Origin of the sequence: Austwickia chelonae, assembly GCF_003391095.1 — a bacterium.
GTDB lineage: Bacteria > Actinomycetota > Actinomycetes > Actinomycetales > Dermatophilaceae > Austwickia > Austwickia chelonae_A.
The window spans coordinates 1,081,316-1,100,745 of record NZ_CP031447.1 but is presented as its reverse complement, the minus strand read 5'-3'; the positions used below and the strand labels follow the sequence as shown (position 1 = coordinate 1,100,745).

The 19,430-nt window shown below is 62.6% G+C and carries 16 protein-coding genes; 1 reads left to right on the top strand and 15 read right to left on the bottom strand.

Features of this window, described 5'->3' with window-relative positions:
• Positions 1-2 precede the first annotated feature (2 nt).
• The 15 genes from DX923_RS04845 to rimP all read right to left on the bottom strand — a co-directional run bounded on the left by DX923_RS04845 (position 3) and on the right by rimP (position 17,851).
• Positions 3-482 carry a hypothetical protein gene (locus DX923_RS04845; protein WP_116113095.1) on the bottom strand — a complete coding sequence of 160 codons (480 nt, stop codon included), beginning with the start codon at positions 480-482 and terminating at the stop codon, positions 3-5.
• A gap of 274 nt (positions 483-756) precedes the next feature.
• Complete coding sequence (obgE, locus tag DX923_RS04840; RefSeq protein ID WP_116113094.1) at positions 757-2,286, bottom strand: GTPase ObgE; 1,530 nt, start codon at positions 2,284-2,286, stop codon at positions 757-759.
• Positions 2,287-2,444: 158 nt separating this feature from the next.
• Positions 2,445-2,705, bottom strand: coding sequence for a 50S ribosomal protein L27 (gene rpmA / locus DX923_RS04835; protein ID WP_006501251.1), 261 nt, complete (start codon positions 2,703-2,705; stop codon positions 2,445-2,447).
• A gap of 53 nt (positions 2,706-2,758) precedes the next feature.
• Complete coding sequence (rplU, locus tag DX923_RS04830) at positions 2,759-3,067, bottom strand: 50S ribosomal protein L21 (RefSeq protein ID WP_006501252.1); 309 nt, start codon at positions 3,065-3,067, stop codon at positions 2,759-2,761.
• A gap of 133 nt (positions 3,068-3,200) precedes the next feature.
• Positions 3,201-6,380, bottom strand: a complete 3,180-nt coding sequence (locus DX923_RS04825; RefSeq protein ID WP_116113092.1) for an Rne/Rng family ribonuclease — start codon at positions 6,378-6,380, stop codon at positions 3,201-3,203.
• A gap of 182 nt (positions 6,381-6,562) precedes the next feature.
• Entirely contained in the window at positions 6,563-7,330 is a 768-nt protein-coding gene (locus tag DX923_RS04820; protein ID WP_116116162.1) for a TIGR03936 family radical SAM-associated protein, read from the bottom strand.
• 133 nt (positions 7,331-7,463) lie between these two features.
• Positions 7,464-9,473 (bottom strand): TIGR03960 family B12-binding radical SAM protein, encoded by a 2,010-nt coding sequence (locus tag DX923_RS04815; RefSeq protein WP_116113090.1) that lies wholly within the window; start codon positions 9,471-9,473, stop codon positions 7,464-7,466.
• A 49-nt stretch (positions 9,474-9,522) separates the two neighbouring features.
• Positions 9,523-10,491: a bifunctional riboflavin kinase/FAD synthetase gene (locus DX923_RS04810; protein WP_116113088.1), complete on the bottom strand. Its 969-nt coding sequence runs from the start codon at positions 10,489-10,491 to the stop codon at positions 9,523-9,525.
• A gap of 109 nt (positions 10,492-10,600) precedes the next feature.
• On the bottom strand, positions 10,601-11,047 hold the full coding sequence (locus DX923_RS04805; RefSeq protein ID WP_116113087.1) for an ASCH domain-containing protein: 447 nt from the start codon (positions 11,045-11,047) through the stop codon (positions 10,601-10,603).
• Positions 11,048-11,194: 147 nt separating this feature from the next.
• Positions 11,195-12,166, bottom strand: a complete 972-nt coding sequence (gene truB / locus DX923_RS04800) for a tRNA pseudouridine(55) synthase TruB (protein ID WP_116113086.1) — start codon at positions 12,164-12,166, stop codon at positions 11,195-11,197.
• A gap of 2 nt (positions 12,167-12,168) precedes the next feature.
• Positions 12,169-12,648: a 30S ribosome-binding factor RbfA gene (rbfA, locus tag DX923_RS04795; protein ID WP_116113084.1), complete on the bottom strand. Its 480-nt coding sequence runs from the start codon at positions 12,646-12,648 to the stop codon at positions 12,169-12,171.
• A 271-nt stretch (positions 12,649-12,919) separates the two neighbouring features.
• Positions 12,920-15,832, bottom strand: coding sequence for a translation initiation factor IF-2 (gene infB / locus DX923_RS04790; protein WP_116113082.1), 2,913 nt, complete (start codon positions 15,830-15,832; stop codon positions 12,920-12,922).
• A gap of 115 nt (positions 15,833-15,947) precedes the next feature.
• The gene (locus DX923_RS04785) at positions 15,948-16,271 is read right to left on the bottom strand and encodes a YlxR family protein (protein ID WP_116113081.1); all 324 of its coding nucleotides are present in this window, start codon (positions 16,269-16,271) and stop codon (positions 15,948-15,950) included.
• Between the two features lie 18 nt (positions 16,272-16,289).
• Positions 16,290-17,327 (bottom strand): transcription termination factor NusA, encoded by a 1,038-nt coding sequence (gene nusA, locus DX923_RS04780; RefSeq protein ID WP_116113079.1) that lies wholly within the window; start codon positions 17,325-17,327, stop codon positions 16,290-16,292.
• On the bottom strand, positions 17,327-17,851 hold the full coding sequence (gene rimP / locus DX923_RS04775) for a ribosome maturation factor RimP (protein WP_162872783.1): 525 nt from the start codon (positions 17,849-17,851) through the stop codon (positions 17,327-17,329). The genes nusA and rimP overlap by 1 nt, the downstream gene beginning before the upstream one ends.
• Before the next feature lie 663 nt (positions 17,852-18,514).
• On the opposite strand from rimP, the gene DX923_RS04770 reads away from it, so the two are divergent.
• Positions 18,515-19,408, top strand: coding sequence for a hypothetical protein (locus DX923_RS04770; RefSeq protein WP_162872782.1), 894 nt, complete (start codon positions 18,515-18,517; stop codon positions 19,406-19,408).
• The last annotated feature ends 22 nt before the right edge of the window (positions 19,409-19,430 follow it).

Genomic DNA, 19,430 nt, shown 5'->3' with positions numbered 1-19,430 from the left:
GTTCAGCCAGACCGTGGAACCTCACTCCGTGAAGCCAGATAATCCTTCGCCTTGCGTAGGTTGACTCCTTGGAAGGGGTTGGCTGGAACACCCAAGGCGGCCAACCTGTCGCACGTGCGTTGCAGATAGGACTGTGAGATCTCTTCCCCCTCGGCCAGAGCGCGAGTTCGGCGGTCCACGGCGATCTGCATGGCGAAGGCGCTCAGCGGGCGTTCGTGCGGTTCCTGGCCTTGCCAGATCACCTCACCGGTGACAGCGTGGATAAGTTGTCGATCGGTATCGGTCAAATAATCGAGATCGCTACCGAAGATCTTCCGGGCACGTCCCACGCGGTCTTCCGTGAGCACACTCCGCCAGTTGGCCACAGCCGTGGACTTCGCCGCATCCGTTTCCCCACCGAGGGCGGTGTCCTTTTCAGCTGCGTCCCGGCAGATGTCCTCCGTCCTCCGGACCGAGGACGGCCCCGCTTCCATCGCAGGCATACATCCTCCTGACCGAGAGAAGGGCCGACCGTGCTCCTGACCGACCCATCGTCAACACAAAGCAGGAGATGAGCGCATACCGTCGGTCTACTACGTCAGGTCTCTCTGACCTGAATCCCCGGTCAGCACCTTCCAGCCACCGTAGGCAGAGCGTCGACCGGTTGACAAGAGAAGCAGCCAATCCCATGACAAGTCCGGAGAAACTGGAGAAAGCAATGACCTTCTGAGCCCTACGCCTTCCTCACAACCCCTGAGGCGATAACCCGTACCGAGGTCAGTGGTCGTCCGAAGACGAGGTCCACCACCCTGCTGCACGTTCTGCCTCGAGTTCCTCCCGTGCTGCTCGTTTGGCAGCCCGACGGGAGTCATAGTCCTCACGCTTCTGACCTCGAGTCGGACGGTGGTGGTCTTCGAGGCGCAGATCGGTCCCACGTCGCCCAAGCAGCTCCGCCCCAGCAGACATGGTCGGCTCCCAATCGAAGACCACGGCGTTGTCCTCCGGCCCGATCAGCACCGTCGATCCAGCAACCGCACCGGCCGCGAACAAGGCTTCCTCGACTCCGGCCCTCGCCAGTCGGTCGGCCAGATAGCCAACCGCCTCATCGTTCGTGAAATCAGTCTGCCGCACCCATCGGGACGGACGCTCTCCCAAGACCTGGAAGGCAGGACCGTCCTCGGTCTCGATCTGGTTCACGGTGAAGCCCTCGTCGTCGACGGCCACCGGTCGCACCACAACCCGCTGGCGGGGAGCGGCCTCGGCTTGTGCTGCCTGCTCAGCTCGCGCCTGGGCGACATGACGGGCCAAGGCGAACCCGAGCTCTTTCAACCCGGTGCGGGCAACAGCGGAGACGATGTGTACCTCGAGCCCGCGTTCTTCAAGATCAGGACGGACCATCTCGGCCAGTTCACGGGCCTCAGGAACGTCTGCCTTGTTGAGCACCACGATGCGAGTGCGTTCGGACAGCGGGCGCCCGCCCAGGGACTCGTCGGCCACGTACTGACGCAACTCGTGTTCGATGACGTCCAGATCGGTCAACGGATCACGACCTGGCTCGAGAGTGGCGCAGTCCACGACGTGCACGAGTACGGAGCAGCGCTCGACGTGACGTAGGAACTCCAGCCCCAGGCCCTTACCCTGGTGTGCTCCAGGAATCAGCCCCGGGACGTCAGCCACGGTATAGCGCGCATCACCAGCAGTCACCACCCCCAGGTTCGGGACCAAGGTCGTGAAGGGGTAATCCGCGATCTTGGGCCGTGCGGCCGAAATCACGGAGACGAGGGATGACTTCCCTGCGCTGGGAAAACCGATCAGCGCGACGTCCGCAAGCGTCTTCAGCTCCAGAACGATGTCGCGCTGTTCGCCTGGTTCACCGAGCAGCGCGAACCCTGGGGCTTTACGTCGGGGACTCGCCAGAGCTTTGTTACCCAGCCCGCCGCGACCGCCTCGGGCTACTACGTATTCGCTGCCCAACCCGACCAGATCGGCGAGAATCCGCCCGTCGGAGTCCTTGACCACCGTACCGTCCGGAACGGGGAGCACCAGGTCGGCTCCCTGGCCTCCATTACGTTCTTCTCCCTCGCCAGGTTTGCCGTGGGCTGCCTGGCGATGCGGGCTGTGGTGATAGTCCAGAAGAGTGGTCACCTGGGCATCGACCCGGATTACGACATCACCGCCGTGACCGCCGTTACCGCCGTCTGGCCCGCCCAAGGGCTTGAACTTCTCACGATGGACAGAGGCGCATCCGTGGCCGCCTTTACCAGCCGCCACGTTCAGGGCTACTCGGTCGACGAAGGTTGCAGCCATGAGATGCCTCTCAGTATCTGGTGTTCATTGGGCCGTACGGTCTGCCGCCTGTCGGCTGTACCCGAACGATGGGTCCTGATAGATGCACGTGAGGGGTGGGCCGAAGCCCACCCCTCACGTATACGTCGTGCGATGTGCAGGTGAAGAACGTGTGCTCGTCAGGCCTGGGTCGCGGGGACGATGTTGACCGTCTTACGGCCACGCTTGGTGCCGAACTTCACCGCACCAGCGGCGAGTGCGAACAGAGTGTCGTCGCCGCCACGGCCGACGTTCTCGCCGGGGTGGAAGTGGGTGCCGCGCTGACGGACCAGGATTTCGCCTGCGTTGACGACCTGACCCCCGAAACGCTTCACGCCGAGGTACTGGGGGTTGGAGTCGCGGCCGTTCCTCGACGACGACGCACCCTTCTTGTGTGCCATGTCAGTGTCTACCTTTGCTGCTCGTAGAGGCTCGAACTAATACGAAGAAGCACTCAGGCTTCGATCGCAGTGACCTTGATCTGGGTCGTCGGCTGACGGTGACCCTGACGCTTGCGGTAACCGGTCTTGTTCTTGTACTTGAGGATCGTGATCTTGGGACCCTTGGTCGCTTTCACGACCTCAGCCTTGACCTTCACCTTCGCAAGCTTCTCTGCCTCGGTGGTGACATCGGCGCCGTCCACCAGCATCAGCGGAGTGAGGTCCACGGACGTACCGGGCTCCGCGTTGACCTTGTCGACGATGAGGACGTCGCCTACGGACACCTTCTCCTGGCGGCCTCCGGCGCGAACAATCGCGTACACGTTGAACCCACTCTCCTTGCTTCTGCAGTGATTCGGCGACCTCTTCGAACCGGCCCGTCAACACGGGTCACGGTGGGCGCACCGACTGACAAGTCTACGTGAAGGCAGCAAGTCTGCCCAAATTACATCTCTCTTACTTTGAAGCCGTGTCGACCTCGTCCGAACGGGTGTGCTTGGGCGGCCCCGCAGGAGCCACCGCACGCGCCCGACGCCGACGAGGTTTACGCGCTGTTGTCTCCGCCACCGGGACAAGCTCGCTGGCGGCCGCCGAACCGGTAGCCCCACCCCCAGCTCCAAGAGAGCTCTCAGCAGGAGCATCGGGCAAAGCAAGCAGTGCTTTCGGCGTGCTCGGCTCCGGCGTTGCAACCGGGCGACTAGCTCCTCGACGAACCCGATTGCTCTTCACCGGCGAGACCTTCACAGATTCCTCGGCTGCTGTGTCCGTCGGCTCCTCGACGACACGCTCACTCCGTCTCTTCACCGCCCCTGTCTTCACCGCACTTGTCTTCACCGGCTCCGTCATCGGAGAAGCGGGCTCCCCCTCTGCAGGTGGCTCCTGATGAAGCGCCGCATAAGCCACTGCCGCGATCTGCGCCGGTGTAGGGCTAGACGCAACCGTCCGGTCCGATGCCGCAGTCTCGGAACTCTCCTCGACCTCGGCGGCCGGCTGATCGGTACCGGTCGAGGTAGACGCGGAGGATGTCGCCGATGCGGCATTCCCCTTCCCGCGACGACGGCGTCCGCCCTCAACGCTGTTTCCTCCGCCGCTGCTGGACGCAGACGACTTGTCCACCGGAGTGTTCGAAACGATGATCCCGCGTCCGTTGCAGTGTTCGCAGGGCTCGGAGAAGACCTCGATGAGCCCTGCACCCACACGTTTCCGGGTCATCTGGACCAATCCCAGCGAGGTGACTTCGGCAACCTGGTGCTTGGTACGGTCGCGGCCCAAGCACTCCAGCAGTCGGCGAACCACGAGGTCCCTATTGGACTCCAGAACCATGTCGATGAAGTCGATGACAATGATCCCGCCGATGTCACGCAACCTCAGCTGACGGACGATCTCCTCCGCAGCCTCGATGTTGTTCTTCGTGACCGTCTCTTCGAGATTGCCGCCGGCACCGACGAACTTACCGGTGTTGACGTCGATGACCGTCATCGCTTCAGTGCGATCGATGACCAAGGATCCTCCGCTGGGCAGCCAGACCTTACGGTCCATGGCTTTCGCCAGCTGCTCGTCGATGCGGAACTCGGCAAAAACGTCCTTGCCCCCGGTCCATCGGCGCAGCTTTCCTGCGAGATCCGGGGCCACAGATCCGATGTAGTCATTGACCGTTGACCAGGCACTGTCCCCAGCGACCACCATCGAAGAGAAGTCCTCGTTGAAGACGTCCCGGATGACCCGTACCGTCAGATCTACCTCACCGTGCAACAGCGCGGGTGCATGTCCTGAGGCCGTCTTCTTCTGAATGGTTTCCCAGATGTTCGCCAGACGCTCCACGTCTGCCCGCAGCTCGGCTTCCGACGCACCCTCAGCTGCGGTACGCACGATGACCCCGGCATCTGCGGGAACGATCTCCTTGAGGATCTTCTTCAGACGGGTTCGCTCGGTGTCGGGAAGCTTGCGACTGATTCCGGTCATCTTGCCCTGGGGCACGTACACCAAGTAACGCCCTGGAAGACTGATCTGGCTGGTGAGCCTGGCCCCCTTGTGACCGATCGGATCCTTGGTGACCTGCACCAGAACGCTCTGCCCCGAGGACAATGCGTTTTCAATACGACGGGAGCGGTGTGCTTCCAGACCCGCCGCGTCCCAGTTGACCTCTCCGGCGTAGAGCACCGCATTGCGTCCTCGCCCGATGTCGACGAAAGCAGCTTCCATGCTGGGCAGCACATTCTGCACCCGTCCCAGATAGACATTGCCGGCCATCGAACCGGACTGAGCCGAATCAGCCCTGCTCACGTAATGCTCGACCAGGACCCCGTCCTCAAGAACCCCGATCTGAGTGCGTTCTCCCTGCTGCCGGACCACCATCACCCGTTCGACGCTCTCCCGGCGTGCCAGGAACTCCGCCTCGGTAATGATGGTCCGCCGCCGACCAGCTTCGCGCCCTTCCCTGCGGCGCTGCTTCTTGGCCTCCAGCCGGGTGCTCCCCTTAATGCCCGTGGCCTCGTCTCGGTCCCGACGGGGCTCACGCACCTTCGTCACAGTACCGGGCGGGTCCTCGCCCTCGGTGGCGCTCCCGCTCCGACGGCGCCGTCTGGTACGGCGGCGTCCGCTGGCGGCAGGCTCGTCCCCGTCTCCCTCCGCAGGCAACCCTGAGCGTTCTTCCTGCTCCCGGTCGTCCTCCTCCGGAGCATCCTCGCCGTCGGCTGCTGACCCGTCCTCGGCTGAGCCGCTTCCACGGCGGCGACCTTTACCTCCGCGACGACGACGACGACGTCCGCTCTCGGATTCCTCCGAATCGCGTGAGTCCTCGGCGTTCGAGTCGGCATCGACATCGGTGTCGACGTCATCGTCCACGCTGGAGTGGTCCTGAGCTACTTCCTCGGGTTCTGCTGGACCACGACGACGAGTCTGAGCAACAACGGCAGTCGGTTCCGGTGCTTGGAAGAGAACACCGAAAGTGGGTGTCAGCGACTGATCGGTGTTCCCCGTTTCCTCTGGTGCGTCCGCCTCCGCCAAGGAAAGAACCTCCTCGATCAAGGCATTCGCCTCGTCCTCGGAGATCTGAGCCACCATCAGATCGGAGACCTGGCCCTCCTCCGGCATGGGGAGAGCGGCATGGTCGACCTTCTTCGAACGTTTCCGACTCTTGGCAGGGGCCTTGCCAGCGGCTTTCTTCACAGTCTCGGGATCGGACGTCGCAGCCTCGACATCGACTCCAACCGATGGTGATGCCGTCTTCTTCCGAGCACGCCGAGCACGCGTCGTCTGAGGAGCAGACTCGCCCTCTCCGGCGTTAGCCTCTTCCTTCGTGCCGGTGCTCTGCGCAGGATCGGACCCCGCGGTCTCCTCTACGACCTTCTTCTGTCGGGCCGCCCGCTTACGAGGAGCTGTCGCGGCCTTCTCCTGCGCCAGAGGCCGCTCGCCCTCGGTTTCGTTCGTCTCGGGCGCTGCAGCAGCCGGTTCTTCGGCAGTTTCCTGTCGCACCTCAGTCTTCTTGGAGGCCGCGCGTTTGCGAGGCTTTGACGCCGATGCCCGAGAGGAACTTGTCGACGACTTAGCCGCCGCAGCCTTACGGGGAGCGCGTTTACGAGGAGCAGATTCCGGGGTGTCGGCATCCTGCTCGGGGGTGCTGTTCTCGGAAGCCATCTGAGGCGTCCTTCCTGCACCGTGTGACAACGGCCACGCCTGGAATCTCGTTCTCCCTCGTCATCGCACCGATGCATGATCGAAGATCGTCGGTAGTGCGGTTCACCGCTATCGACGGAAGTCGTATCGCTACGTCCGTTCGGGCTCGCGCTAGCGCGTCACCTGTGCGGGCGCCGACGACGTCACTGTGATGCGGCCAGTGGATCGGCCACTTCCCCCTCGATCAGCGGGCCCTGAGCGAGTCGGATCACCAAGGGGGTCGATGTGGGCGACAAGGAGGCATAAGTGCGCAACGCAGTGAGGATGTCATCGGGGCGTACAGCGGGCGTGGTGTGCCGTACGACCATTCGCAGTATGGCACACGCTTCGTCAAGCCCGCTGATCGTGCTGTCCGCAGCGCATCCATCAGCACGATTCCAGACCGTCATGGATACGACGGCTGCCCGTGGATCCAGAGTCTTTTCACCCGTCTTGAACATCCGGGTCACCGGAGATTCGTCCAATCCCAAGAACTCAGCACGGACCAGAGCCAGCTCCTCCGGCGTGAGGTCCTGGAAACACATCAACCAGGCGCTGGCCTGCAGCAGGTCAGCCAGCGAGGACTCGGTCGACTCGGCAACCTCCAAGATGTCCAACCCCGGCGGTAGCGCTTCGTCCAATGCGACTCGTACTGCGGGAAGATCGACTCTCTCAGCCAGAGCGATCTCTACGTACTCGGCCTCGCTGGCCGTCCCTGTCGGAGCAGCATTGGCATAGGAGATCCGCGGGTGTGGGTGAAAGCCGGACGAAAAAGCCATAGGAACGGCAGCTCGACGCAGTGCGCGCTCCAACGCACGCTGAAAATCACGAGTACTGGAGAAACGCAGCCGCCCACGTTTCGCATAGCGAAGACGAAGGCGCTGCACCGGGGGTGCAGCCGGAGGACCAGAAGGAACACGCTGACGAGCCATAGACACCAAGGTTACGGCGATGCCTGCCGACACCAAGAATCCATGTCCTCGCAGAAGCCCCTGGGACAGGAACCCAACGGTGATCAACCGGCCAAGGCGAGCTGTTCGTCTCCCCTGGTTTCTCCGGTTGGATTCATCGCCCCAACAAAGCGGCTTTACCCGAAGTAAGTACCGTGACCGGAAGCAATGTGCGACCAGTCGGGCCGATCTGAATGTCTGTATCCATCTGCGGGCAAACTCCACAGTCGAAACACGGCGTCCATCTGCAGTCCGGTTGTTCCGATTCATCCAAAGCGGCCTGCCAGTCGTCCCAGAGCCACTCCTTGTCGAGGCCAGAGTCGATATGGTCCCAGGGCAGCACTTCTAGTTCACCCCGTTCCCGTGTGGTGAACCAGTCGACATCGATCGCCCATCCGTTCTCAGCCCGCTGCGCGGAGAACACTTCGTCGGCACACCTCATCCAGCGCTCGTAGGAGAAGTACTCGCTCCACCCGTCGAACCGACCTCCATCACGCCAAACCGCCTCGATGACCTTACCCACCCTGCGGTCTCCCCGCGAAAGAAGCCCTTCGACGGTCCCCGGTTCACCATCGTGATAGCGCAGACCGATCGACGATCCGTACCTGCGGTCGGTACGAATCTTCTCCCGCAATCTGCGCAGCCGGTCATCGGTTGCCGAAGCGGACAACTGACCAGCCCACTGAAAGGGAGTATGCGCTTTCGGGACAAAACCACCGATCGACACCGTGCAACGGATATCTTTACGCCCACTGACTTTTCGTCCTGTGTCGATCACCTTTGCCGCCAGGTCCGCAATACCTAGGACATCTTCGTCGGTCTCCGTCGGCAAGCCACACATGAAGTAGAGCTTGACCTGACGCCACCCGGCTGCATACGCCGCCGCAACGGTATCGATGAGGTCCTGCTCACTGACCTGTTTGTTGATGACCCTCCGCAGACGTTCACTGCCACCTTCCGGCGCGAAGGTCAATCCGCTACGCCGGCCGTTACGGGACAGTTCATCAGCGAGATCGATGTTGAAAGCGTCCACCCGAGTGCTCGGCAAGGACAACCCGGTATGAGTCCCCTCGTAACGATCGGCCAGTCCCTTCGTCATCTCTGCGATCTCGGAATGGTCCGCGCTACTCAAGGAGAGCAGCCCGACCTCCTCATACCCAGTAGCCCCCAGACCCTGTTCCACCATTTCCCCGATACCGGTGATCGATCGTTCTCTCACCGGACGGGTAATCATCCCGGCCTGGCAGAAACGGCATCCTCGTGTACACCCCCGGAAGATCTCCACGCTCATCCGCTCATGCACCGTCTCGGCCAAAGGCACCAACGGGGTCTTCGGATAGGGCCACTCGTCAAGGTCCATCACGGTGTGTTTCGCCACCCGCCACGGGATCCCCGATTCGGTGGGTGCGACCCGCTTGATGCGCCCATCAGGCAGGTAATCCACCTGGTAGAAACCCGGAACATAAGCGACGCCGTCGCGGGCAAGCCTCAGCAACAGCTCATGACGCCCACCTGGCCGCCCCTGGGACTTCCAGTCTCCGATGAGGTCCGTCACCCGTAGGACGGCTTCCTCTCCATCCCCGACGATCACCGCATCGACGAAATCCGCCACCGGCTCGGGGTTGAAGCTGGCATGTCCTCCGACAACGACGATCGGGTCACCGTCCGAGCGATCCGCAGCATGCAGTGGAATTTTGGCCAGGTCCAAAGCTTCCAACATATTCGTGTAATTGAGTTCTGTCGGAAAGCTCAACCCGAAGACATCGAAGTCGTGCACCGCACGGTGACCGTCCACAGTCACCTGGGGAACCCCTGCATCACGCATCAGCTGCGCCAAATCAGGCCAGACCGCATAAGTCCGTTCTGCCAAAGCGTCCGGTCGCTCGTTGAGCACTTCGTAAAGGATCATGACGCCCTGGTTAGGCAGGCCCACCTCGTACGCATCCGGGTACATCAGTGCCCAGCGCACGGTCCGGTCCCGAGTGCTCCCGTCCGAGCCCTCCATGAATCCGCCGCAGTTCCAGTCTTTGATCTGAGAGTTCAGCTCGCCCCCGACATACTGGATGGGCTTCGAAACTCGCGTCAGCAGTGGCTCGAGACGCGCGAAAAAGGACTCTCCAGGCATAGTCTCCAGAGTAGGTGAGCGAAGCGCACCAGCCCAAAGTCAGTTGAGCTCACTCCCGGATGTTGTCGACTCCCAGGAGTTCCCTGGTACGGCGCACATCCTCGGCCATCACCGTAAGTAGTTCTTCGATATCACCGAAGCGGTACATCGGTCGCAGTCGCTGGACGAATTCCAAGCCCACCCGCTCCCCGTAGAGATCGAGATCAGTACGGTCCAGGACATAGGCTTCGACTCGTCTCTGGGTTCCGTCGAAGGTCGGGTTCGTCCCCACCGAGATCGCAGCAGGCAGACGCTCCCCTCCCGTGCCCGACCGCACCAGCCACCCGGCATAGACCCCGTCAGCAGGAACCAGTCCGTCCGGGTCCTCACACAGATTCGCAGTGGGATATCCCAACTCACGTCCGCGATGATCACCGTGGACGACAGCTCCCGCCACCTCGTGCTGGCGCCCCAGCACGTCTGCCGCAGCCTCCACGTCTCCGTCCACGACCAAGCTCCGCGCTTGCGAGGACGACCACCGAGCAATTTCTGTGGCGTGAGTCTGACCACCCTGGTCAGAAACAACAGTGACTTCGAAGTCCAGCTTCTTCCCCAGTTGCCGCAGAGTCTCAACGTCCCCTGAGTTACGCACCCCGAAACGGGTATCCTGCCCGACGACCACGAGCTGAGCGTGCAAAGCCTCGACGAAGACCCGCTGAACGAATTCCTCAGGTGTCCAGGTAGCCAGCTCCCTGGTGAACTTCATGACGAGAACAGCGTCGAGACCCAGCTCCGCAAGGAGTTCCAGGCGTTGGTCAAGTGTGCCCAGGAGCGGCGGCGCCTGTTCAGGACGCAATACCGACACCGGATGCGGGTCGAAGGTCACTGCGACTGCCGTCACACCGGCTACTCGAGCCTGCGTAACCAACTGCTCGACGACAGCGCGGTGTCCGCGATGAACCCCGTCGAAATTGCCCAGCGTCACTGCGCAGGCCGATAGGTCGTCAGGGAGGTCACTGAGGGTATTCCAACGGTGCACGTGGTCACTCTAGCGACCTAGCAGGAGAACCGGCTCCCTCGTTGCGTCCCCCGATCACGCGGAGACCATCTTCCGGAGAACATCGCACCAGGCGAGAGGCTCTCAAAGGTCACCAGGAAGACTCCGGAACCGCTCTCTGCCCAGGGGTGGGGTAGATCACCGTGAATCGTTCCAGGACCACAGGCATATCCGAACGGAACCCTTGTGGAGTGGAAAGGTTCTCCTTGAAGAACCACTCATGTACTTCACGCCAGTGCTCTACCGAGAGGTCGCCTTCAGCTTCTGCAGTCACATGCTCCTGCCCGACTTCGTCGAAGGGGACGATGTCGACAGAGGTCGTCTGAATGAGAGCTCGAGGCCGTTGGTCCCCATCAAGGATGATGGCCAACCGCCCTACCTGCGGCAAGTCCTCACCCTCGAACTCGTAGTCCCAGAGCGCTGAGGCTGTCGCTGTCTTCAAACCTCGGAGAACCAGGTCGAGAAGTTCGTCCGCCTGCTCCGGCGCCTCCCGTGCGCCAAAGGCCCAGGCCACCGGAGGTGTCGGCCCGAGAGCCATCTCACCTGATGACCCAGCAGGCCTTGACAGACGCGTACGCAACCGGGCGTGCGCCCAGAATGCGTCGATATCCGCTTGGACCATAAATGGACGATAACAGGCATAAGCCAGGAAAAAGGTCGCCCTCAACAGGCGTGACAGACTCCTTTACCCCTGGCTGACGAAGACCGCCCGAACCTTGACCTTCGCTTCACCTTCGTCCACGACCGCGATCAGGTTTCCAGCAGGGCCACGAACTGCGACCAGGCCCCGTCCAGGACGCTCCGCCTCGATCCGCACTCCGTTAGAGAGCAACCTTGCGGACCTCTCATCAAGGTCGCGATATGGCATCGTGCCGTCCAGTGCCGCAGCCATGCTGATGAGGGGTAAACCGGAATGTCCTGGTTCTGCTCGCTCCCGAGTCGATTCCAATGCCTCCGGGGTCGAAGAACCCTCGACCGCAAAAGAACCCACTCTGGTCCGTCGCAAAGAAGTGAGGTGACCACCGACGCCCAGGTCTGCCCCCAGATCACGGGCCAGCGCACGCACATAGGTGCCGGAAGACACAGTCACCTGGACATCGAGATCCAAGTACGGACGCAATGTGTGCTTCCCATTTGGCAGCACACACATCTCTTCGCCCAGCCTGATGCCTGCTCGTTCGAAACGATGGATCTGCACCGGTCGAGCCGGAAGTTCAACCTGTTCGCCACCCCGCACGCGGGTATAGGAGCGAACACCGTCGATCTTGATAGCGCTGACAGCGCTGGGGATCTGATCGATACAACCGGTCAACCGGGCGATCGCCGCGTCGAGCTCCTCTTCGCCGAGTGAAGGCATCACCTCAACTGCTGAAGTCAACTCGCCTTCGGCGTCATCGGTCACCGTCGACTGCCCCAACCGGATCGTTGCCGCATAGGTCTTGTCGCAACCGACCAGGAAAGTGAGCAAGCGAGTAGCCCGGTTGACCCCGATCAGCAGGAGGCCGGTCGCCATTGGATCGAGGGTGCCAGCATGGCCAACTCGACGAGTGCCACAGATACGTCGACAGCGTCCAACCACATCGTGGCTTGTCATACCTGACGGCTTGTCGACGAGCAACAGGCCGTCGCCGACCAACGGGTCCGACGGACGAGCCATGCTCAGGACCGCTCAGAAGGGGAGCTACTGTGCTGCCCGAGATCTGAGTCGGGCTCGTCCTCGTCTACGGGCTTCTTGTAAGGATCGGCGTCCCCCGCGTAAGAAGCACCTTCTGCCGCTTTGGCCACCTTGGCATCGTGTTGCTTCGCCACTACCAAGAGCTCGTCCAGATGCGCCGCTCCCTCTGGAATCGCGTCCGCAACGAACTCCAGGCTCGGCGTCAGCCTGATCCCGAGCCCTTTACCCACAGCTGAGCGGATTCGGCCCTTGTTCGTTTCCAGTGCAGCTGCCGTCTCCTCACGCTCGCGCTCACTACCGAATACCGTATAGAAAATCGAGGCCTGTTGGAGATCACCAGTGACCCGAACATCAGTCACCGTAATGAAGCCCAGGCGCTCATCCTTGATGCGATGTTCCAAAGTCTCCGCGACGATCACCTTGATGCGGTCGGCGATCTTACGGGCCCGTGCTGGGTCTGCCATGAGAGGGCTCCTTTCGTTCAGGCCGTTGAAGAGACGGATCGACACCCGATAGTGCCTGATCTACGCCGGCAACGGCAGGAAACAGGTATCCCGGTCTGCTATGACCAGCATCGCAGACCGGGATCTTCAGTATTGGTTCATGCTGCACGACCTGAGTTTCTCAGCTCAACGGACAGCTCTCGACAAGAGAACCACAAAACGTCCTCACCGGTCGTCCGGCGCACATCGACGATCCGATGTGCGCCGGACGATCCCGATACAGAGGTGCGAGTCAGCTCCTCGGCTTCTCACGCATCTCGTAAGTGGAGATGAGGTCCTCAAGCTGCAGATCATTGAAGGACCCCAAGTTGATACCACATTCGTAGCCCTCTCGGACCTCGGTGACATCGTCCTTGAAGCGCCGCAGGCCTGCCACCTCGATGTTCTCGGCCACGACAACGCCGTTACGGGTGATCCGTGCCTTCGCGCCACGCTTAATCTCACCCGAACGAACCAAGGAACCTGCGATATTGCCGAACTTGCTCGAGCGGAAGATCTCCCGAATTTCAGCGGTCCCGGTCTCGTGCTCCTCGAACTCAGGCTTGAGCATGCCCTTGAGCGCGGCCTCGATCTCCTCGATGGCCTGGTAAATCACCGAGTAGTACCGGATCTCAACGCCTTCACGCTCGGCATACTCCGCGTTCTGTCCCTCGGCCCGAACGTTGAATCCGATGATCACAGCGTTGGAGGCCATCGCCAGGTTGATGTTGTTCATCGTGATCGCGCCGACGCCACGGTCAATGATCCGCAGATCGACCTCGTCCCCGACATCAATCTGGAGCAGTGCGTCTTCCAGCGCTTCCACAGAACCAGAGACATCGCCCTTAAGGATCAGGTTCAGTGTTTCCACCTTGCCTGCGGCCAAAGCCTGGTTCAGGTCCTCAAGGCTGATGCGCTTACGCGCCTTAGCCAAGGAGGCCTGCCGGTCGGCGGCTTCCCGCTTCTCGGCAATCTGGCGCGCGGTCCGGTCGTCCGGGGCCACGATGAAAGTGTCACCTGCCCGAGGCACGCTCGACAGACCCAACACCTGCACCGGACGCGACGGAAGCGCCACATCCAGGTGATTTCCGTGCTCGTCCAACATGGCCCGTACACGTCCATGCGCGCTACCAGCGACAATGGAATCGCCGACGCACAAAGTACCGGACTGGACCAGGACAGTGGCAGTGGCGCCACGTCCGCGGTCAAGGTTGGCCTCGATCGCCACACCTCGGGCGTCCTTGTCGGGGTTAGCCCGCAGGTCCAGCGCTGCGTCCGCAGTCAGCAGCACTGCTTCCAACAGCTCATCGATGTTGAGACGCTGTTTCGCGGACACGTCCACAAACATCGTGTCGCCACCGTATTCCTCAGCGATCAGGTTGTACTCGGTGAGCTGCTGACGGATCTTCGCCGGGTTAGCACCTTCGACATCGATCTTGTTGACCGCAACCACGATCGGCACATCTGCGGCCTGGGCATGGTTCAGCGCTTCGATGGTCTGCGGCATCACACCGTCATCCGCCGCGACCACGAGAATCGCGATATCCGTGACCTTGGCCCCACGCGCACGCATCGCGGTGAAGGCTTCGTGACCCGGAGTGTCAATGAAGGTGATCGGGCGGCGGACATCTTCGTGCTCACGCGTGATCTGGTAGGCACCGATGTGCTGGGTGATTCCGCCAGCTTCCGTAGCAATGACGTTCGCATGCCGGATCGCGTCCAGCAGCTTCGTCTTACCGTGGTCGACGTGGCCCATGACCGTGACGACCGGAGGCCGTGGTTCGAGCAGCGAGTCGTCTTCCCCACCGGTCTCCGCGTCGAGATCGATACCGAAGGACCCGAAGAGCTCACGCTCTTCGTCCTCGGGCGAGACGACCTGAATGTCGTAACCGAGCTCTTCACCGAGGATCTTGAAGGTCTCCTCGTCCAACGACTGGGTGGCCGTCGCCATCTCACCGAGATGGAAGAGAACCGTGACCAGGCTCGCCGGGTTGGCATTGATCTTGTCAGCAAAATCTGTCAACGAAGCGCCACGGCGAACCCTGACGACGGTCGACCCGTCACCGCGAGGAACGCTGACCCCGCCGATGGTGGGAGCCTGCATCTGCTCGAACTCTTGACGCTTCGCACGTTTGCTCTTGCGCTGCTTGTTACGGCCACCTCCGCGGCCGAAAGCACCCTGAGTGCCGCCACGTCCACCAGGACCACCGGGACGACCGCCACCGCCACCGGGACGACCGCCGAAGCCGCCGCCACCGCCACCAGGACGACCGCCGCCGCCACCGGGACGACCGCCGCCAGGACGTGCCGGACGCTCACCCGGACGAGGAACCGCAGCACGGTCCGGCATCATGCCCGGGTTGGGCCGTACTCCACCAGGACGCGGTGCGCCTGGACGCGGACCGCCTGAGGCCGGAGCGCCAGGACGAGGCCCACCAGGACGAGGCCCGCCGGTGCCTGAGTTGCCCTGACGAGGCTGCCCCGGCTGAGGCATGCCCTGACGAGAGGCGAAGGGGTTGTTCCCCGGACGAGGGCTCGACTCCCGACCGGAGCGCATACCCTGGCTCGGCGCGAAGGGGTTGTTCCCCGGGCGGGGTGCACCCGGACGCGGGCCGGGACGGGCGCCACCCTGCTGACGACCACCACCAGGCCGAGGGCCCGGTGTTGCGCCAGAGGGACGCTGTCCGCCGCCCTGCTTGGGAGCAGGCGCTTTCGGAACAGGCTTAGGGCCGGGCTTGGGCACTGCAGGGCCAGGCCGCGGCCCGGGAGCTGCAGGCTTAGCGGCCGTAGGAGCCTCCGCCGGGGCCGAAGGAGCCTCAGGGGCAGAAACGAAGGGCGCTGCCGGCACAGCCGGAGCTGCGGGCGCTGGCACTGCAGGCTTCGCCGGAGCAGCAGGCGCGCTTGGCTTGGCCATCGGACCGGGCTTGGCCATAGGACCAGGCTTGGCCATCGGGCGCGGAGGGCCAGGAACCGGGCGCGGTGCAGCACCGCCTCCCTTGCCAGCCAGCTCAGCGGGGAAATTCTCACGCAATTTACGTACTACGGGAGGCTCGATGGTTGAACTCGCCGAACGGACGAACTCACCATTTGACTTCAGGTGCTCGAGCAGCACCTTGCTCTCGACTCCGAGCTCTTTCGCGAGCTCGTAGACCCGGACCTTAGCCACTTCTCTCCTGTCTATGGTCCGAGCCCGTCGAGGCGCGAACCATGTTCAAAGCTGGGCAGTGCTCATTGCTGAGTACTCATCGCGTGCTCATCAGCGTCAAACCCGCTTCCGGTTCTCATCGGCCGACGCCTTCGGCGCCGGTGTCCAGCTGCTCCTGTACGGCCAACTTCACGATCTGCTCCCGGACATCGCTCGGGTCCAGACCGGTCGTGGCACGCAAAGCCCGACCGAACGCCTTACGGCGAACGGCCAGATCGACACATTCAGCCCGCGCGTGAATCCACGCGCCCCGGCCTGGAAGGCATCGAGCACGGTCGATGATCAGTGAATGAACATCTTCCCGGGCTACAACGACGACCCTCAGGAGCGTCGATCGGGCATCCCGCCCGCGGCAACCAACACACATGCGCACCGGACCGGCGGGAGCGGCCTCACCCATCGTACCCGTTCCCTCGACTCAGACCCCACTCGGCCCGTCGGCTCCAGCAACCGATTCAGAGGCAACTTGCTTGGCCACTGCGGTGTCAGGACGAATATCGATCCGCCAACCGGTGAGCTTAGCCGCCAACCGCGCATTCTGCCCTTCCTTACCGATCGCCAACGACAGCTGGTAATCAGGAACGATCACACGCGCAGCCCTTAGCTTCGGATCCACGACCTCCACCGAGGACACCCGAGCCGGAGACAAGGCAGCGGCCACGAAATATGCCGGGTCCGTCGAATAATCGACGATATCAATCTTTTCCCCACGCAACTCGGCCATGACAGCTCGCACCCGAGCCCCCATCGGCCCGATACATGCACCCTTGGCGTTGACCCCCGGGACCGTGGCGTGTACTGCGATCTTCGTACGATGCCCGGCCTCACGGGCCAAAGCCGCGATCTCAACCGTGCCATCGGCGATCTCAGGGACCTCCAAGGCGAACAGCTTGCGAACCAAGTTCGGGTGGGTACGCGAGAGCCCAATCTGGGGACCGCTCGGCCCCCGTTTCACGCTGACCACATAGCAACGAATCCGTTCGCCATGTTTATAGACCTCACCAGGAACCTGCTCAGCCAAGGGCAAAGCGCCCTCGACCGTACCAAGATCGACCAGTACCGTACGTCCCTGGCTCTGTTGAATCACCCCGGTGATGATGTCGCCCTCACGACCACGGAAGTCCCCCAGGACGGCATCGTCCTCGAGCTCCCGCATCCGCTGCACGATCACCTGCCGAGCGGTAGAAGCTGCGACACGTCCGAAGCCCTCAGGGGTGTCGTCGAACTCAGGCCCCGCCTCACCTCGTGACCCATCCTCAAGGATGCGAGCGTCCTCCCTGGCCCACACGATCACATGCCCCGTCTTGCGATCCAGGTCAACCCGGGCCAAACGGTAAGCACCCTCCGTGCGGTGATACGCCAGAAGAAGAGCTTGCTCGATCGCCGGGACGATCACGTCGAGCGAGATGTCACGCTCCCGCTCCAGAGCCCGCAGTGCGGCAAGGTCGATATCCATCATGACTCCTCGTCGTCGATTGGGGCATGCCCGAATTCCACCTGCACGCGGGCGCGGACGACCTTGGACAGCTCGATCTCACGCTGGTCACCAGCTTCCGAGACGACCGTCAGGACCTGCGGGCCCACCGCGACCATCCGCGCGGTCATCCGGCCGCTCTCCCCCAGGTCGAAGTCCACCAACCGTCCGACATTGCGACGGTAGTGCCGTCTTTCACGCAGAGCACGATCGACACCCGGAGAAGTCACCTCCAGCGAGTACGGCGCATCGCCCAAAGGCTCGTGCTCGTCCAAAGCAGCATCCACTGCGCGAGTGGCTTCAGCGATCTCGTCCAAGGTCAGCGGAGGGACAGTGCTCGTGTCATCCTCCGGATCCAGATAGCTTAGATCGCGATCGATAGTGATCCGCACCGTACGTCGTTTCCCCGCCGGGGTCAGGGAGACGTCCTCCACGAACAGCCCCAGCGCAGCCACCGCCGGAGCAACCACGCTCCCGATCCGGGCTGCCTGATCGCTGATCGCCATGAGTGCTCCCGCTCTTCTCTCATCCGGAGAGGCCCGCGATCTGCGGACCTCGTACCTGGCCACTCTATCCGTGCATGGGACATGATTCGATACACACGCCGACGTGCCCCACATCGCGGCACACAAAGGATGCGAGGATACAAGGCGATGAAGTCCGACCACGAGCCCGACTCGCCCCCAGCACAGAAGAAGCCTGGCCGCGGCAAGACAACACCCCCTAAGAACTCGCGCACCAGCCCGGGCGAGAAGAGTGTGTCCAAGAAATCCGCGCCCGCCCCCCGCAAGGCCGGGTCCGACACCGTTCCGGTCGCCCTGAAGAAACCCGCCAAGTCGATGCCCCGAACGTCCCCGGCGGAAAAGTCTCCAGCAAAGACAGACAGCAAGGACAAACCCACAGAAAAAACGAATCCGAAAAAAGCAACGCAGCACGCCGAACCTGAGCAGGCCACCTCTTCAGAGCCTTCGAGGAAGGAGGAGCTCCCAACGGAGCGATCGGCGACGACCACCACAACTCCATTCTCCGCCGCCACGACAGCCTCTCCCACACCTCCCAAACTGCCCGAGGTACCAGCCGCTCCGACCTTCGCCAGCAAGCCACCAAGCTTGCTGGACAAACTCACCCGGTTCCCCGTCCCCAGTAAGTCGGTCCTGTCTAGACGCAGGGTGTTGGCCATCGGCGGAGGAGTGCTGCTCACTGTCCTAGCCAGCCAAGTACTTCGACTCGAGCCCGCTGCGCCCCACCTACCCCTGGTCGCTCGTCGTAGCCTCGACCCACGCGCCGCAGCAGTCCACCGGGAACTCATCCGCGTCCGCAGAGCCCTCGACGCCGCACGAAAAACTGCAGCTGGCCCTCACCAGGCCCTGGCCCGGACTCTGGAAAAAATGCATCAGGAACAGGAGAAAGTCCTCGTGGCGCGTCTCCTCGAGTTCGAGGAGAATCCCGAGGAGAAAGACCGTTTTCCTGCGGTTGCCCAGGCTGGCGAAGGCCTGCTCCTCGCAGAATCCGCAGGCCTCTCGGCCGAAGAGCTATCTGAACTAGGGTCCATCGCCCCCGAAGATCTCGGGCTCCTGCTCTCGCTGCGGGTACAACGCACCATCACGCTTCCCGCTCTCGGCCTCTCCCCAGAGTCACCACGGACCCCAACCGTCGTCGGAGCGCCCGAAGCAGCGCGGATCATCGGGAGTCTCCGCGCGACAGAACACGCTCTGAGTATTGCTGCTGCACGCTCGACGGAGCCGGCCCGAGGACGGATCGCCATTGCCCTGAACTGGGCTCAGATGACACGGCTCCGCCTTCAACCCTCCGCTGGTGACGAGAAGATCCCCGGCCCTTCCGGATATCCCCTTCCTGCGCCGATCCCCGATGACGAAAGCGCAATCGCTCTGTGCAAAAGGGCTTTATCTGCCCTGACCGGGGGGATCCTCGCCGAGGCGCCTGCCGCATCCGGCAATGTTCCGGCACTCGCCTCCCTCATCACCTGGGCAGCCGCCGCAGAGACCCATGCGCAGTCCTTCGGCACCCAGCCGCGAGCCTTCCCAGGACTCATCCTCACGTGAACATCTGCTCCAAGCTGAGAAA

What these genes read in the sequence shown, in the direction of transcription:
- DX923_RS04845 (WP_116113095.1), bottom strand. Translation starts at nt 482, where the DNA reads ATGCCTGCGATGGAAGCGGGGCCGTCCTCGGTCCGGAGGACGGAGGAC.
- obgE (WP_116113094.1), bottom strand. Translation starts at nt 2,286, where the DNA reads ATGGCTGCAACCTTCGTCGACCGAGTAGCCCTGAACGTGGCGGCTGGT.
- rpmA (WP_006501251.1), bottom strand. Translation starts at nt 2,705, where the DNA reads ATGGCACACAAGAAGGGTGCGTCGTCGTCGAGGAACGGCCGCGACTCC.
- DX923_RS04825 (WP_116113092.1), bottom strand. Translation starts at nt 6,380, where the DNA reads ATGGCTTCCGAGAACAGCACCCCCGAGCAGGATGCCGACACCCCGGAA.
- DX923_RS04820 (WP_116116162.1), bottom strand. Translation starts at nt 7,330, where the DNA reads ATGGCTCGTCAGCGTGTTCCTTCTGGTCCTCCGGCTGCACCCCCGGTG.
- DX923_RS04815 (WP_116113090.1), bottom strand. Translation starts at nt 9,473, where the DNA reads ATGCCTGGAGAGTCCTTTTTCGCGCGTCTCGAGCCACTGCTGACGCGA.
- DX923_RS04805 (WP_116113087.1), bottom strand. Translation starts at nt 11,047, where the DNA reads ATGGCTCTCGGGCCGACACCTCCGGTGGCCTGGGCCTTTGGCGCACGG.
- truB (WP_116113086.1), bottom strand. Translation starts at nt 12,166, where the DNA reads ATGGCTCGTCCGTCGGACCCGTTGGTCGGCGACGGCCTGTTGCTCGTC.
- rbfA (WP_116113084.1), bottom strand. Translation starts at nt 12,648, where the DNA reads ATGGCAGACCCAGCACGGGCCCGTAAGATCGCCGACCGCATCAAGGTG.
- DX923_RS04785 (WP_116113081.1), bottom strand. Translation starts at nt 16,271, where the DNA reads ATGGGTGAGGCCGCTCCCGCCGGTCCGGTGCGCATGTGTGTTGGTTGC.
- nusA (WP_116113079.1), bottom strand. Translation starts at nt 17,327, where the DNA reads ATGGATATCGACCTTGCCGCACTGCGGGCTCTGGAGCGGGAGCGTGAC.
- rimP (WP_162872783.1), bottom strand. Translation starts at nt 17,851, where the DNA reads ATGGCGATCAGCGATCAGGCAGCCCGGATCGGGAGCGTGGTTGCTCCG.